Origin of the sequence: Pantoea sp. RSPAM1, from assembly GCF_038816185.1 — a bacterium.
Lineage (GTDB): Bacteria > Pseudomonadota > Gammaproteobacteria > Enterobacterales > Enterobacteriaceae > Pantoea > Pantoea ananatis.
The window spans coordinates 463,661-476,788 of sequence record NZ_CP046137.1; the positions used below are offsets into that span (position 1 = coordinate 463,661).

The following is a 13,128-nucleotide window of genomic DNA, read 5'->3' on the forward strand; positions in this document are numbered from 1 at the left end:
TTGAGAAGTTACGGAGAGTAAAAATGAAAGTTCGTGCTTCCGTCAAGAAATTATGTCGTAACTGCAAAATCATTCGCCGCGACGGTGTCGTTCGTGTGATCTGCAGCGCCGAGCCAAAGCATAAACAGCGCCAAGGCTGATTTTCACATATTTTTCTTGCAAAGTCGGGTTGAGCTGGCTAGATTAGCCAGCCAATCTTTTGTATGTCTGTACGTTTCCATTTGAGTATCCTGAAAACGGGCTTTTCAGCATGGTGCGTACATATTAAATAGTAGGAGTGCATAGTGGCCCGTATAGCAGGCATTAACATTCCTGATCAGAAACATACCGTTATCGCATTAACCTCGATCTTCGGTATTGGTAAGACTCGTTCAAAAGCCATCTGCGCTTCAACGGGTATTGCTGAAAATGTTAAGATCAGTGAGCTGTCTGAAGAACAAATTGATCAGCTGCGTGATGCAGTTGCTAAATTCGTTGTTGAAGGTGATCTGCGCCGTGAAATCACCCTGAGCATCAAGCGTCTGATGGACCTTGGTTGCTACCGTGGTTTGCGCCATCGTCGTGGTCTTCCGGTTCGCGGTCAGCGCACCAAGACCAACGCACGTACCCGTAAGGGTCCGCGTAAACCGATCAAGAAATAATCGGGGTGAGTAAATAATGGCAAAGGCACCAGTTCGTGCACGTAAGCGTGTAAGAAAACAAGTCTCAGATGGCGTGGCTCATGTCCATGCGTCTTTTAACAACACCATCGTTACCATTACTGATCGTCAGGGTAACGCGCTGGGTTGGGCAACCGCCGGTGGTTCCGGTTTCCGCGGTTCACGTAAATCTACGCCGTTCGCTGCTCAGGTCGCTGCAGAGCGCTGTGCAGAAGCTGTAAAAGATTACGGTATTAAGAACCTGGAAGTTATGGTTAAGGGTCCGGGTCCAGGCCGCGAATCAACGATTCGTGCTCTGAACGCCGCTGGTTTCCGCATCACGAACATTACTGATGTGACTCCGATCCCTCACAACGGTTGTCGTCCGCCGAAAAAACGTCGCGTATAACGTTCGTTTTTTAGGTTAGTTGGAGAAAGAAAATGGCAAGATATTTGGGTCCTAAGCTCAAGCTGAGCCGTCGTGAGGGCACTGACTTATTCCTTAAGTCTGGCGTTCGCGCGATTGATTCCAAGTGTAAGATTGAACAAGCCCCTGGTCAGCACGGTGCGCGCAAGCCACGTCTGTCTGACTACGGCGGTCAGTTACGTGAAAAGCAAAAAGTTCGTCGTATCTACGGTGTACTTGAGCGTCAGTTCCGTAACTATTACAAAGAAGCAGCACGTCTGAAAGGCAACACCGGTGCAAACCTGTTGGCTCTGCTGGAAGGTCGTCTGGACAACGTTGTTTATCGTATGGGCTTTGGTGCCACGCGTGCGGAAGCACGTCAGCTGGTCAGCCACAAGTCTGTTCTGGTAAATGGTCGCGTTGTTAACATCGCTTCTTATCAGGTATCTCCGAATGATGTCGTTAGCATCCGTGAGAAAGCCAAAAAGCAATCTCGCGTGAAGGCCGCTCTGGAGCTGGCTGAGCAGCGTGAAAAGCCAACCTGGCTGGAAGTTGATGCAGCTAAGATGGAAGGTGTGTTCAAACGTATTCCTGAACGTACCGATCTGTCTGCGGACATTAACGAACACCTGATCGTCGAGCTTTACTCCAAGTAAAGCTTAGTACCAAAGAGAGGACACAATGCAGGGTTCTGTGACAGAGTTTCTAAAACCGCGCCTGGTAGATATCGAGCAAGTGAGTTCGACGCACGCCAAGGTGACCCTTGAGCCTTTAGAGCGTGGCTTTGGCCATACTCTTGGTAACGCGCTGCGCCGTATTCTGCTTTCATCAATGCCGGGTTGCGCGGTGACCGAGGTTGAAATTGATGGTGTACTGCATGAGTACAGCACCAAAGAGGGTGTACAGGAAGATATCCTGGAAATCCTGCTCAACCTTAAAGGTTTGGCGGTAAGAGTTCAGGGCAAAGATGAAGTTATTCTTACCTTGAATAAATCTGGCATTGGCCCTGTGACTGCAGCCGACATTACCCATGATGGTGATGTCGAAATCGTCAAGCCGCAGCATGTGATCTGCCATCTGACCGATGAAAATGCATCTATTAGCATGCGTATCAAAGTTCAGCGTGGTCGTGGTTATGTGCCGGCTTCTGCCCGAATTCATTCGGAAGAAGATGAGCGCCCAATCGGCCGTCTGTTAGTTGACGCTTGCTACAGCCCTGTAGACCGTATCGCCTACAATGTTGAAGCAGCGCGTGTAGAGCAGCGCACCGACCTGGACAAGCTGGTCATCGAAATGGAAACCAACGGCACAATCGATCCTGAAGAGGCGATTCGTCGTGCGGCGACCATCCTGGCAGAACAACTGGAAGCTTTCGTTGACTTACGTGATGTACGTCAGCCGGAAGTGAAAGAAGAGAAACCAGAATTCGATCCGATCCTGCTGCGCCCTGTTGACGATCTGGAATTGACTGTCCGCTCTGCTAACTGCCTTAAGGCAGAAGCTATCCACTACATCGGTGATCTGGTACAGCGTACTGAGGTTGAGCTGCTTAAAACGCCTAACCTTGGTAAAAAATCTCTTACCGAGATTAAAGATGTGCTGGCCTCACGTGGTCTGTCTCTGGGCATGCGCCTGGAAAACTGGCCACCGGCAAGCATTGCTGATGAATAACCCGATCACAGGTTAAGGTTTCACTGAGAAGGATAAGGTCATGCGCCATCGTAAGAGTGGTCGTCAACTGAACCGCAACAGCAGCCATCGTCAGGCTATGTTCCGCAACATGGCTGGCTCTCTGGTTCGTCATGAGATCATCAAGACGACTCTGCCGAAAGCCAAAGAGTTGCGCCGCGTAGTTGAGCCGCTGATTACTCTTGCCAAGACCGACAGCGTAGCTAATCGTCGTCTGGCATTCGCCCGCACTCGTGATAACGAGATCGTGGCAAAACTGTTTAATGAGTTAGGCCCGCGTTTCGCGAGCCGTGCAGGTGGTTACACTCGCATTCTGAAGTGTGGCTTCCGCGCTGGTGACAACGCTCCGATGGCATACATCGAGCTGGTTGATCGTCCAGAAGCTCAAGCAGAAGCTGCGGCAGAGTAATCTGTTGCAACGTGAAAAACCCGCTTCGGCGGGTTTTTTATTGTCTGGAGTTCCGCGTCTGCTACGCTTCTCATGTTATGAAGGAGGCGAACAATGTGGATAATTGACGAGCTTGTTGAACAGCATATCAAAGCGGCACAGGAGAAAGGCGAGCTGAGTAACCTGCCGGGTGAAGGTGCGCCGCTGCAACTTGAAGACGATAGTCAGGTTCCTCCTGAGCTGCGCGCAGGATTTCGACTGTTAAAAAATGCAGGCTTTCTGCCCCCGGAACTCGAACTCCGGCGCGAAGCGCTGCAGGTCAGCGATCTGTTACACCATTTAGATCCTGACGATCCTGAGAAACTGATTCAGACACAACGGCTGCAGCTGTTAAGGGTTAAACTTCATCAGGCCGGTATGAGCACAGATTTTCTGGATGGCGAATATGGCCGCGCAATAAAGAGCAAAATTTCGCCAGATTAGCATGTTTTATGTCGCCAGTATCCGCGTATAATAGTGGCTGCTGCATCTTTAACAGCCTTATTTCTATCAACAAGACGGAGAAATTATGTCCAGTTATCGCCATACGAAAGGGCAAATACAGGATAACGCCTTACAGGCATTGTTACACGATCCTCTCTTCAGACAGCGGGTCGAACAGAAACAAAAAGGGAAGGGCAGTTTCAAACGTAAAGCAAAACATGGAAAAGGAAAAGACTGGGAGGCCAGTGATAAGCAAGCCGTTTATCACTGGACTTCTGCTTTTCGGGCACAAAAAAGCCGCGTTAAAGCGGCTTTGTCGTTTAAATTTTCGTGTTTTGTTGTTTAAGTAAGTCGCGAATTTCGGTCAGAAGCAATTCTTCGTTTGTAGGTTTGGGGGCCGGTTTTTCCACTTCTTTCTTTTTATACAGTTTGTTCATCAACTTGATTGCCATGAAGATGGCAAAAGCAACAATGATGAAATCAAAAACGGTTTGCAGGAAAACACCATATTCCATGACGACAGCGGGCGCATTACCTACGGCGGGTTTAAGCACCCAACTAAACGATTTGAAATCAACGCCGCCAATCAGCAAACCCAAAGGTGGCATAATGATGTTCGCCACCAATGATGAAACAATTTTACCAAATGCCGCACCAATGATGACACCAACGGCCAGATCAACCACATTGCCGCGCATCGCAAAATCACGAAACTCTTTGAATAAACTCATACTTCTCTCCTTGCCTTAGCCAATGCCATAAAGTTTAACAAAGCTTGCCATATTTGCCATTGCTGAGAACAATTTGCTAAATGATGTCAGACACAGCCCTGAATTTTTCACAGGAAGAACGGACTTGGCTGAAACAGGCGTTCGACGTCAGGTACAAATTTCTTATCGGTTAAAAACATGACGACGTGGTCGCCCTGTTCAATACGCAGGTTGTCATTCGCTATCATCACATCATCGCCGCGAACCACCGCACCAATCAATGTGCCTGGTGGAAGCTTGATATCATCAATTGACCGTCCCACCACGCGTGAGGTGGTTTCATCACCGTGCGCAATGGCTTCAATAGCTTCGGCAATACCGCGGCGTAAAGACGAAACGCCTACAATGTCCGCTTTGCGCACGTGCCCTAACAGGGCTGAAATCGTGGCCTGCTGTGGCGATATGGCAATATCAATTACGCTGCCCTGGACCAAATCGACGTAAGCCCGTCGTTGTATCAGCACCATGACTTTTTTGGCACCCATTTTTTTAGCCAGCATGGCCGACATGATATTCGCTTCGTCATCGTTGGTGACGGCAATGAACAAGTCGACCTGCTCGATGTGCTCTTCCGCCAGCAGCTCCTGATCGGACGCATCACCATAGAACACCACCGTATCATGTAACTGTTCTGCCAGCTCGGCAGCACGCTGAGGGTTACGCTCAATGAGTTTGACGCTGTAATGTTTCTCAAGCCGCTGCGCCAGGCCAAAACCAATATTTCCGCCGCCCACTAACATGATGCGTTTATAGGGTTTTTCCAGCCGCTGCATTTCACTCATGACTGCACGAATATGCTGGCTTGCGGCAATGAAAAAGACCTCATCCCCCGCTTCAATAATGGTGGATCCCTGTGGACGGATAGGGCGATCCTGACGGAAGATTGCCGCCACGCGCGTATCGATATGTGGCATATGGTCCCGCAGGATCGACAGCGGATTGCCGACGAGCGGACCGCCATAATAGGCTTTGACAACGGCAAGGCTGACCTTACCTTCGGCAAAGTTCACGACCTGCAGTGCGCCAGGATACTGAATCAGACGATATATGTTGTCGATGACCAGTTGCTCAGGCGAAATCAAATGATCGATGGGCACGGCTTCAGGAATAAACAGTTTATCGGCGTCGCGCAGATAGTCCGCCGCACGGATACGGGCGATGCGATTTGGCGTGTTGAAAAGCGAATAAGCGATTTGGCAGGCAATCATATTGGTTTCATCCGAGCTGGTCACGGCCACCAGCATATCGGCATCCTCCGCACCGGCCTCACGGAGAATACGTGGGTGAGAACCATGACCCTGCACGACACGTAAATCAAATTTGTCCTGCAGTTGGCGTAACCGCGTTGAATCTGTATCCACAACGGTAATATCGTTATTTTCACCAACCAGGTTTTCTGCCAGTGTGCCGCCAACCTGACCAGCACCAAGAATTATGATTTTCATCGCTTATCAATGCCTTTTCAGAGTGTACCCGCGCGTTTCACCAGCTTAGCGTAGAAAAAACCATCTCCGCCTTCTGTCTCGGGAAAGACCTGCCAACCGTTCAGGGGCGCGCCGGATAATGAGACCGCTTGCGCATCAGCGTGACGCTCGATGAACTCGCTGATTTGCCGCTGGTTCTCGTCCGGTAAGACAGAGCAGGTTGCATAGATCATCGTACCGCCGGGTTTGAGCAGCGGCCAGGTCGCATCCAGAATTTCACGTTGTAATGCGGCCAGCTCGGCGATGTCGCGATCGCGACGTAACCATTTAATGTCGGGATGGCGGCGGATGACGCCGGTCGCTGAGCAGGGCGCATCCAGCAAAATGCGGTCAAACTGACGTTGGTCGCACCACTGCTGCGGCGTGCGCCCATCTCCCTGTTTTACTTCGGCGGTCATTCCCAGACGAGTTAAATTTTCATTCACGCGTTTCAGTCGTTGGGCATCAACATCGACAGCAAGCACCTGTGCCTCGGGAGCAATCTCCAGAATGTGGGTCGTTTTCCCTCCCGGCGCCGCGCAGAGATCCAGAATTTGCTCACCGTTTTTTGGCTCAAGCAGAAGCGCACAGCGTTGAGCGGAGAGATCCTGTACCGTGAACCAGCCTTGCTCAAAGCCAGGCAGCAGAGTAACCGGTGCAGGCACCGTAAGACGTAGCGCTTCTGGCACATCTTGTGCGACAGCAGCACTCTTCTCCTCTGCGGTGAGGCGCGCCAGCCAGCTGTCCCGTGAATGATGTTGGCGATTAACACGCAACCACATCGGTGGTCGCTGGTTGTTTGCCTCAACAATTTGCTGCCATTGCTCTGGCCATGCCTGCTGAAGCCGGTTCAGTAACCAGCCCGGATGAAGATGACGCTGAGGGCCATCCTGAATACTGGCAAGAAGTGCTTCCTGCTGACGCTGGAACTGACGCAAGACGCCATTGATTAATCCTTTCAGGTTTGCGCGTTTCAGCACCTCCGCCCCGGCCACTGTCTCCGCTAATGCTGCATGAGCGGGCACGCGTGTATAAAGTAGCTGATATATGCCCACCATAATCAGGAAATGCAGCGTACGCTGCTTACCCGTTAAGGGACGTTCCATCAGTTTGCCGATCAGCGCTTCCAGCTGCGGTAACGTGCGCAGTACACCAAAGCAGATCTCTTGTACGAGGGCAGCATCTTTATCTGAGAGTTTTTTCTGTGCCGCGGGCAAGGCGGTATTGAGTGATTCGCCTTTATCGACAACGCGCTCGATGAGTTGAGCAGACAGGCTACGAAGATTGGTTGATTTAGTCATAAGATAGTGCCATCAAGCAAAAGGCCCGGTTTTGCCGGGCCTGAGGGTCAGTCCAGAAGCGTGCCGGCTTCAAACCATTCACGGCGCGAGTTAAGCAGGTCCTGTGCTGACATCGTTTTTTTACCGGCGGGTTGAAGCTGAAGTAAATTCAGCACGCCGTCGGCAGTGGCAATGTGAATGCCGTGTTTGTCAGCCTGGATAATCTCTCCCGGCTGCTTGTTGACATGAGGTAAGACGCTGGCTTGCCAGACTTTCACCGGCTGGTCATTCACCACAAAGAAGCTTATCGGCCAGGGATTAAAAGCACGAATGCAGCGTTCCAGCTGTTCAGCCGGTAACGTCCAGTTAAGGCGCGCTTCTTCTTTGCTCAGTTTTTCTGCGTAGTTAGCCAGACTTTCATCCTGCTGAATGGCCTGCGCGTTACCGTCACGTAACTGAGATAATGTGGTCAGCAACCCTGCCGGACCCAGATCTGCCAGCTTATCGTAAAGCGTTGCGCTAGTGTCTTCAGCGCTTATCGGACAGGCAAGTTTTAACAACATGTCACCCGTATCCAGCCCGACATCCATCTGCATAATGGTCACGCCGGTTTCGCTGTCACCCGCCCAGAGTGCACGCTGAATAGGCGCGGCACCACGCCAGCGTGGCAACAGGGAACCGTGCACGTTGATACAACCCAAACGGGGCATCTCAAGCACGGTTTTGGGCAGGATGAGCCCATAAGCGACGACAACCATGACGTCAGCCTGTAAGTCTGCAACCAACTGTTGGTTTTCGGCCGGGCGCAGGGATTTGGGTTGAAATACCGGAATGTTATGAGCCAGGGCCAATGACTTGACCGGGCTGGGGGTCAACTTATTGCCGCGACCTGCAGGACGATCCGGCTGGGTGAAGACGCCGACAACCTGATGCTCAGAAGCAAGCAGCGCGTCAAGATGACGCGCTGCAAAGTCTGGCGTGCCAGCAAAGATAATTTTAAGCGGAGCAGACACGTTTATCCCTTATTCCGATCTCAGGAAGCCTGAGCATTTTGACGCGCCAGCTTTTCTAACTTTGTTTTAATGCGCTGACGCTTTAAAGGCGAAAGATAATCGATGAACAGCTTACCATCGAGATGGTCGATCTCGTGCTGGATACAGATAGCCAGAAGATCACCGGTTTCAAGTTCGAAGCTTTTACCCTCGCGGTCCAGTGCACGGACTTTTACCCGCTCTGCACGAGGAACAAAGGCACGTTGCTCAGGAATAGACAGGCAGCCTTCTTCGATACCCGTTTCACCGCTCTTTTCCAGCAGCTCAGGATTGATTAAGACCAGGCGTTCGTCGCGGTTTTCAGAGACATCAATCACAATGATGCGCTGATGAATATCCACCTGCGTCGCGGCAAGGCCGATACCTTCTTCGGAATACATGGTTTCGAACATATCATCGACGATACGCTGAACGTCCGCGTTAACTTCTTTAACAGGCGCGGCAATTTTGCGCAGGCGCTCGTCAGGGAAATGTAATACCTGTAAAACTGACATAAATATCCAGATATAAATTCTAAAAGGGAAAGATTACTTCCTCATATTGTAGACTTTTTAATACCCGATTGACAGCATTCTGCGGAGGGACGCGATGCTTATCAGAGGGCTTTGAAGATGAGGAAACGGGAGCAATTACTGCGGCTGAGCACAATACCGGGCTTAACCGGCAGGCGTTGGTTAAAGGCGGCACAGCAACTGTCTGAAGGCAAAGATGTTGACGATGTGTTGGCCCAAAATGGATTAGAAGTTTCACAGCGCGACCATTACCATCATCTCTCCCAGGGTTGGCTGAAAACGGTAAACAAGTGGCTGTCGCAAAGCCCGTTACATCATTTGATTACCGCCCTTGATCCGCTTTATCCCGCTCAGCTCACTCAAATCAGTTGTTTTCCTCCTTTGCTGTATGTAAAGGGCGATCCTTCCGTTCTGGGTACATCGCAGTTGGCGGTGGTGGGGAGCCGCCAGTGCTCTCACTCCGGTCGTTACTGGTGTGAGGGATTCACACAGGCGCTGTCGCTCAGTGGCTTCACCATCACCAGCGGCCTGGCTCTCGGTATTGATGGTGTTGCACATCGTGCTGCGCTGAACGTCAGGGGGAAAACCGTTGCGGTACTTGGCAGCGGACTGGCTCACCTCTATCCCAAGAGGCATGTTGCGCTGGCTCAGGAAATTGTCGAGCAGGGGGGCGCGGTGATATCCGAGTTTCCGCTTGATGCACCTCCTCTGGCACACCGGTTTCCACGCAGAAACCGCATTATCAGCGGATTAAGTCAGGGTGTGTTAGTCATTGAAGCGTCATTAAAGAGTGGTTCATTAGTCACAGCCCGTTATGCGTTAGAGCAAAATCGCGCTGTTTATGCCCTGCCTGGAGCATTGGGCAACAGCGGCAGTGAGGGAACAAACTGGTTGATTCAGCAGGGAGCAATGCTGGTGGCACATCCTAATAACATCATTGAAGATTTACGCGCTATGCTTAACTGGTTACCTGTTACACAATCAGACGAAATTTATTCTGATGCCAGTGATGATGCTCCATTGCCATTTGCCGAGCTGTTGGCTAACGTAGGTGATGAGGTTACACCTGTTGACGTTGTCGCTGAACGTGCCGGCCAACCTGTGCCAGTTATTACAGCTCAGTTGCTGGAACTGGAGTTAGCAGGATGGATCGCAGCTGTACCCGGCGGCTATGTCCGATTAAGGAGGGCATGCCATGTTCGACGTACTCATGTACTTGTTTGAGACCTATATCCACAACGAAGCAGAAATGGGTGTTGATCAGGACAGATTGACAGATGACTTGACGGATGCCGGTTTTCATCGTGAAGATATTTATAACGCGTTGAACTGGTTAGAAAAATTGGCAGACTATCAGGAAGGTCTGGTCGCACCAATTTTACTGGCAAATGATCCGCTCTCCATGCGCATCTATACCGATGAAGAGAGCAAGCGTTTAGATGCCGAAAGCCGCGGTTTCCTGCTCTTCCTGGAACAAATCCAGGTATTGAGCCTTGAAACACGAGAAATGGTCATTGAACGTGTCATGGCGCTTGATACTCTTGATTTCGATCTTGAGGATCTTAAATGGGTGGTGTTGATGGTGCTTTTTAACATCCCCGGATGTGAAAATGCCTACCAACAAATGGAAGAACTGTTATTCGACGTCAACGAAGGTATGCTGCATTAAATTTCACTGATGCATTATCGTTATGAGTAAAACCGCACTCTTCACTGTGCGTAAACAGGATCCCTGCCCCGCTTGCGGGGCAGAACTTGTTATACGTTCAGGAAAACACGGCCCTTTTTTGGGCTGTGCAAACTACCCTGCCTGCGATTACATTCGGCCCCTGGGCAACCAGGCCGACGGGCACGTTGTGAAAGTTCTGGAAGGTCATTCCTGCCCGCAATGTGGCGCAGATAAAGTATTACGCCAGGGCCGTTTTGGTATGTTTATTGGCTGTAGCCATTATCCAGAATGTGATTACACAGAAACGATCGATAAACCTGATGAGACGACTCTCGATTGCCCGCAGTGTCAGCAGGGTAAACTGGTACAGCGGCGATCGCGTTTTGGTAAAACCTTTCATTCCTGTGATCGCTATCCAGCCTGCCAGTTTGCCGTCAACCTGACACCCGTGGCCGGGCGTTGTCCGCATTGTGAATTTCCACTTTTAGTTGAAAAAAAGACCGCGCAAGGCACCCGGCTTTTTTGCGCCAGTAAACGTTGTGGCAAAGCTATCATTGAAGAGACGTAAGACATCATCATGCAAAATCAACCAGTTTCCGGCTCACTCCAGGATTGTGTGAACCATCTGAAGCAACATGCAGTCATTGCTTACCCTACAGAAGCGGTATTCGGCCTGGGCTGCGATCCTGATAATGAATCGGCCGTCATGGCGCTGTTGGCGTTGAAACGGCGACCAGTGGAAAAAGGATTGATTCTGATAGCGGCCGATTATGATCAGCTCATGCCCTACGTTTCCGATCACGTGTTGACGGCGATGCAGCGCGAACGCATGTTTGCCTGCTGGCCCGGTCCGGTCACCTTTGTCGTGCCTGCTGCACTGCACACGCCGCGTTGGTTAACCGGACAATTTGATTCTCTGGCTATTCGCGTCAGCGATCATCCTGACGTTCAGGCGTTGTGCCGGGCGTTTGGCAAGCCTCTGGTGTCAACCAGTGCGAATCTTTCAGGGCAGCCGCCCTGTCGCACAGTAGATGAAGTCAAACGGCAGTTTGGTCCGTCGTTCCCCGTCCTTAACGGGAACACGGGAGGCAGGTTAAATCCTTCCGAGATCCGCGACGTCATCAGCGGCAACCAGATACGGCAGGGTTAGCAGATGACACATTTTGCCGTTTTTGGTCACCCAATAAGCCACAGCAAGTCGCCGCAAATCCATCAGGCTTTTGCCAGACAAACGGGGATCACCCTTCAATATGATCGTATTGAAGCGCCTGTGGATAGTTTCCCCCAGGCGATTACGACGTTTTTTGCCCAAGGCGGAGCGGGCGCAAATATCACGTTACCTTTCAAGCAGCAGGCCTGGGAATATGCCGATCAACTGACCGAGCGGGCTTCTACCTCGGGGGCGGTTAACACGTTGAAAAAGTGCCCGGACGGACAGATTCTTGGCGACAATACGGACGGCATTGGTTTAGTCAGCGATCTTCAGCGTCTGTCGATGGTCAAACCAGGCGATCGTGTCTTACTGATGGGGGCTGGTGGGGCAGCGCGTGGCGTTATCCTGCCTCTGCTTTCTCTGGGAACAACGATTACGCTAGTCAACCGCACGGCTGCGAGTGCCCAGAGCATGGCAAAGGCGTTCGGACAGTATGGGGCGGTGAGTGCATGTTCATTTGATGCGCTGAGTGGTAAACCATTTGATTTACTGATTAACGCGACATCGAGTGGCATTAGTGGCGATGTGCCGCCGTTACCCTCATCATTAATCCATGCTGATTTACACTGCTATGACATGTTTTATCAAAACGGATTAACCGCGTTTCTGCGCTGGTGCCAGCAACAGGGTTCATCGCATCTTGCGGATGGATTAGGCATGCTGGTGGGGCAAGCCGCGCATGCATTTCATTTATGGCATGGCATCATGCCGGAAATTGCGCCGGTGATCGCGTCATTGAAAGCGGAGCTGTCGTCGTGAATCAGGCTATCCAGTTTCCAGATCGTGAAACGCTGGATACGACATTAATGGCTGTCTGTTTCCCTGTTTTGGTCAATGGCATGGGGCTAACCTGTGCCATCAGTGTGACGGCTTTACACCAGCAATTCGGGGAAGGGGATGCGATGGCACTGTTTCGTGACCATCGCTGGGATTTGGAAGATCAGGCTGAAGACTGTATCCGAAACGATCAGGTCGATAATGAAGGATGGATCTGGCTGTCGCCGGCCAGGTAGTCGTTCTTCCAACTGACATAGTTGCTGGCAGAGTAGAGCAATCCTGCTATCTCTTTCTCATTCAGCGGTCGGATCTGTTTAACCGGACTGCCTACATAAAGATAACCACTTTCCAGCCGCTTACCGGGAGGAACCAGGCTCCCGGCACCAATCAGAACGTCATCCTCAACAATCACGCCATCCAGCACAATTGACCCCATTCCAACCAGTACTCGATTGCCAATAGTACAGCCGTGCAGCATGGCTTTATGTCCGACAGTAACATCCTCACCAATCACCAGTGGGAAACCTGCAGGATTAGCATCAGACTTATGGGTAACATGTAGCACGCTACCATCCTGAATATTGGTGCGGGCGCCGATGCGAACCTGGTTCACATCACCACGAATAGCCACCAGAGGCCAGATACCGACATCGTCTTCCATGATTACGTCACCCGCCACCACGCTGGTGGGATCAACCATGACGCGCAGACCCAACTGCGGAAAGAGATGTTTATAAGGACGTAACGCTACAGTCATTGTGCTCTCCTTTACTGTGTTTACCGGCAGC

At 51.1% G+C, this 13,128-nt stretch carries 20 protein-coding genes; 14 read left to right on the forward strand and 6 right to left on the reverse strand.

The features are described 5' to 3' along the window. Positions 1 to 23: 23 nt before the first annotated feature. The 8 genes from rpmJ (at position 24) to GKC68_RS02765 (ending at position 3,950) form a co-directional block, all read left to right on the forward strand. Positions 24 to 140 carry a 50S ribosomal protein L36 gene (gene rpmJ / locus GKC68_RS02730; RefSeq protein WP_004160566.1) on the forward strand — a complete coding sequence of 39 codons (117 nt, stop codon included), beginning with the start codon at positions 24 to 26 and terminating at the stop codon, positions 138 to 140. A 144-nt stretch (positions 141 to 284) separates the two neighbouring features. Next, positions 285 to 641, forward strand: coding sequence for a 30S ribosomal protein S13 (rpsM, locus tag GKC68_RS02735; protein WP_003850176.1), 357 nt, complete (start codon positions 285 to 287; stop codon positions 639 to 641). A gap of 16 nt (positions 642 to 657) precedes the next feature. Then, positions 658 to 1,047, forward strand: a complete 390-nt coding sequence (rpsK, locus tag GKC68_RS02740) for a 30S ribosomal protein S11 (protein WP_004160563.1) — start codon at positions 658 to 660, stop codon at positions 1,045 to 1,047. A gap of 32 nt (positions 1,048 to 1,079) precedes the next feature. Next, the gene (rpsD, locus tag GKC68_RS02745) at positions 1,080 to 1,700 is read left to right on the forward strand and encodes a 30S ribosomal protein S4 (RefSeq protein WP_006120599.1); all 621 of its coding nucleotides are present in this window, start codon (positions 1,080 to 1,082) and stop codon (positions 1,698 to 1,700) included. A 25-nt stretch (positions 1,701 to 1,725) separates the two neighbouring features. Beyond that, on the forward strand, positions 1,726 to 2,715 hold the full coding sequence (gene rpoA, locus GKC68_RS02750; RefSeq protein WP_007891688.1) for a DNA-directed RNA polymerase subunit alpha: 990 nt from the start codon (positions 1,726 to 1,728) through the stop codon (positions 2,713 to 2,715). A 40-nt stretch (positions 2,716 to 2,755) separates the two neighbouring features. Continuing rightward, complete coding sequence (gene rplQ, locus GKC68_RS02755) at positions 2,756 to 3,142, forward strand: 50S ribosomal protein L17 (protein ID WP_003850180.1); 387 nt, start codon at positions 2,756 to 2,758, stop codon at positions 3,140 to 3,142. 93 nt (positions 3,143 to 3,235) lie between these two features. Beyond that, a complete protein-coding gene (locus GKC68_RS02760; RefSeq protein ID WP_264239213.1) occupies positions 3,236 to 3,604 on the forward strand; it encodes a DUF1992 domain-containing protein in 369 nt (122 codons plus the stop codon). A gap of 85 nt (positions 3,605 to 3,689) precedes the next feature. Continuing rightward, a complete protein-coding gene (locus GKC68_RS02765) occupies positions 3,690 to 3,950 on the forward strand; it encodes a ribosome alternative rescue factor ArfA (RefSeq protein WP_342656559.1) in 261 nt (86 codons plus the stop codon). On the opposite strand, the gene mscL is transcribed toward GKC68_RS02765, so the two are convergent. The 5 genes from mscL to def all read right to left on the reverse strand — a co-directional run bounded on the left by mscL (position 3,925) and on the right by def (position 8,663). Next, positions 3,925 to 4,335: a large-conductance mechanosensitive channel protein MscL gene (gene mscL / locus GKC68_RS02770; protein ID WP_028715862.1), complete on the reverse strand. Its 411-nt coding sequence runs from the start codon at positions 4,333 to 4,335 to the stop codon at positions 3,925 to 3,927. The two genes, GKC68_RS02765 and mscL, sit on opposite strands and share 26 nt — an antisense overlap. Positions 4,336 to 4,442: 107 nt before the next feature. Further along, positions 4,443 to 5,819: a Trk system potassium transporter TrkA gene (gene trkA / locus GKC68_RS02775; RefSeq protein WP_028722807.1), complete on the reverse strand. Its 1,377-nt coding sequence runs from the start codon at positions 5,817 to 5,819 to the stop codon at positions 4,443 to 4,445. A gap of 17 nt (positions 5,820 to 5,836) precedes the next feature. Then, positions 5,837 to 7,138, reverse strand: coding sequence for a 16S rRNA (cytosine(967)-C(5))-methyltransferase RsmB (gene rsmB / locus GKC68_RS02780; protein WP_028722806.1), 1,302 nt, complete (start codon positions 7,136 to 7,138; stop codon positions 5,837 to 5,839). Positions 7,139 to 7,185: 47 nt separating this feature from the next. After that, positions 7,186 to 8,130 (reverse strand): methionyl-tRNA formyltransferase, encoded by a 945-nt coding sequence (gene fmt / locus GKC68_RS02785; protein WP_342656560.1) that lies wholly within the window; start codon positions 8,128 to 8,130, stop codon positions 7,186 to 7,188. A 20-nt stretch (positions 8,131 to 8,150) separates the two neighbouring features. Then, positions 8,151 to 8,663 carry a peptide deformylase gene (def, locus tag GKC68_RS02790; protein WP_013027453.1) on the reverse strand — a complete coding sequence of 171 codons (513 nt, stop codon included), beginning with the start codon at positions 8,661 to 8,663 and terminating at the stop codon, positions 8,151 to 8,153. A 117-nt stretch (positions 8,664 to 8,780) separates the two neighbouring features. On the opposite strand from def, the gene dprA reads away from it, so the two are divergent. The 6 genes from dprA to GKC68_RS02820 are packed head-to-tail and all read left to right on the forward strand — an operon-like array spanning position 8,781 to position 12,576. Then, on the forward strand, positions 8,781 to 9,905 hold the full coding sequence (dprA, locus tag GKC68_RS02795; protein ID WP_028722804.1) for a DNA-protecting protein DprA: 1,125 nt from the start codon (positions 8,781 to 8,783) through the stop codon (positions 9,903 to 9,905). Further along, the gene (gene smg, locus GKC68_RS02800; RefSeq protein WP_013027451.1) at positions 9,877 to 10,350 is read left to right on the forward strand and encodes a DUF494 family protein Smg; all 474 of its coding nucleotides are present in this window, start codon (positions 9,877 to 9,879) and stop codon (positions 10,348 to 10,350) included. The genes dprA and smg overlap by 29 nt, the downstream gene beginning before the upstream one ends. A 22-nt stretch (positions 10,351 to 10,372) precedes the next feature. Next, entirely contained in the window at positions 10,373 to 10,918 is a 546-nt protein-coding gene (locus tag GKC68_RS02805; RefSeq protein ID WP_028722803.1) for a type I DNA topoisomerase, read from the forward strand. Positions 10,919 to 10,927: 9 nt separating this feature from the next. After that, positions 10,928 to 11,500, forward strand: coding sequence for an L-threonylcarbamoyladenylate synthase type 1 TsaC (tsaC, locus tag GKC68_RS02810; protein WP_028722802.1), 573 nt, complete (start codon positions 10,928 to 10,930; stop codon positions 11,498 to 11,500). A gap of 3 nt (positions 11,501 to 11,503) precedes the next feature. After that, positions 11,504 to 12,322 carry a shikimate dehydrogenase gene (aroE, locus tag GKC68_RS02815; RefSeq protein WP_110996751.1) on the forward strand — a complete coding sequence of 273 codons (819 nt, stop codon included), beginning with the start codon at positions 11,504 to 11,506 and terminating at the stop codon, positions 12,320 to 12,322. Next, positions 12,319 to 12,576: a DUF1488 domain-containing protein gene (locus tag GKC68_RS02820; protein WP_014604878.1), complete on the forward strand. Its 258-nt coding sequence runs from the start codon at positions 12,319 to 12,321 to the stop codon at positions 12,574 to 12,576. The genes aroE and GKC68_RS02820 overlap by 4 nt, the downstream gene beginning before the upstream one ends. On the opposite strand, the gene GKC68_RS02825 is transcribed toward GKC68_RS02820, so the two are convergent. Then, positions 12,531 to 13,097: a gamma carbonic anhydrase family protein gene (locus tag GKC68_RS02825; protein ID WP_014604879.1), complete on the reverse strand. Its 567-nt coding sequence runs from the start codon at positions 13,095 to 13,097 to the stop codon at positions 12,531 to 12,533. The two genes, GKC68_RS02820 and GKC68_RS02825, sit on opposite strands and share 46 nt — an antisense overlap. Positions 13,098 to 13,128: the final 31 nt, after the last annotated feature.

Bases quoted from the DNA above. Each gene is read 5' to 3' on its own strand.
- tsaC (WP_028722802.1), top strand. From the start codon at position 10,928: ATGCAAAATCAACCAGTTTCCGGCTCACTCCAGGATTGTGTGAACCAT.
- rpsD (WP_006120599.1), top strand. From the start codon at position 1,080: ATGGCAAGATATTTGGGTCCTAAGCTCAAGCTGAGCCGTCGTGAGGGC.
- trkA (WP_028722807.1), bottom strand. From the start codon at position 5,819: ATGAAAATCATAATTCTTGGTGCTGGTCAGGTTGGCGGCACACTGGCA.
- GKC68_RS02825 (WP_014604879.1), bottom strand. From the start codon at position 13,097: ATGACTGTAGCGTTACGTCCTTATAAACATCTCTTTCCGCAGTTGGGT.
- rpoA (WP_007891688.1), top strand. From the start codon at position 1,726: ATGCAGGGTTCTGTGACAGAGTTTCTAAAACCGCGCCTGGTAGATATC.
- dprA (WP_028722804.1), top strand. From the start codon at position 8,781: ATGAGGAAACGGGAGCAATTACTGCGGCTGAGCACAATACCGGGCTTA.
- def (WP_013027453.1), bottom strand. From the start codon at position 8,663: ATGTCAGTTTTACAGGTATTACATTTCCCTGACGAGCGCCTGCGCAAA.
- rsmB (WP_028722806.1), bottom strand. From the start codon at position 7,138: ATGACTAAATCAACCAATCTTCGTAGCCTGTCTGCTCAACTCATCGAG.
- GKC68_RS02765 (WP_342656559.1), top strand. From the start codon at position 3,690: ATGTCCAGTTATCGCCATACGAAAGGGCAAATACAGGATAACGCCTTA.
- GKC68_RS02760 (WP_264239213.1), top strand. From the start codon at position 3,236: ATGTGGATAATTGACGAGCTTGTTGAACAGCATATCAAAGCGGCACAG.
- mscL (WP_028715862.1), bottom strand. From the start codon at position 4,335: ATGAGTTTATTCAAAGAGTTTCGTGATTTTGCGATGCGCGGCAATGTG.
- rplQ (WP_003850180.1), top strand. From the start codon at position 2,756: ATGCGCCATCGTAAGAGTGGTCGTCAACTGAACCGCAACAGCAGCCAT.
- rpsK (WP_004160563.1), top strand. From the start codon at position 658: ATGGCAAAGGCACCAGTTCGTGCACGTAAGCGTGTAAGAAAACAAGTC.
- aroE (WP_110996751.1), top strand. From the start codon at position 11,504: ATGACACATTTTGCCGTTTTTGGTCACCCAATAAGCCACAGCAAGTCG.
- rpmJ (WP_004160566.1), top strand. From the start codon at position 24: ATGAAAGTTCGTGCTTCCGTCAAGAAATTATGTCGTAACTGCAAAATC.
- smg (WP_013027451.1), top strand. From the start codon at position 9,877: ATGTTCGACGTACTCATGTACTTGTTTGAGACCTATATCCACAACGAA.
- GKC68_RS02805 (WP_028722803.1), top strand. From the start codon at position 10,373: ATGAGTAAAACCGCACTCTTCACTGTGCGTAAACAGGATCCCTGCCCC.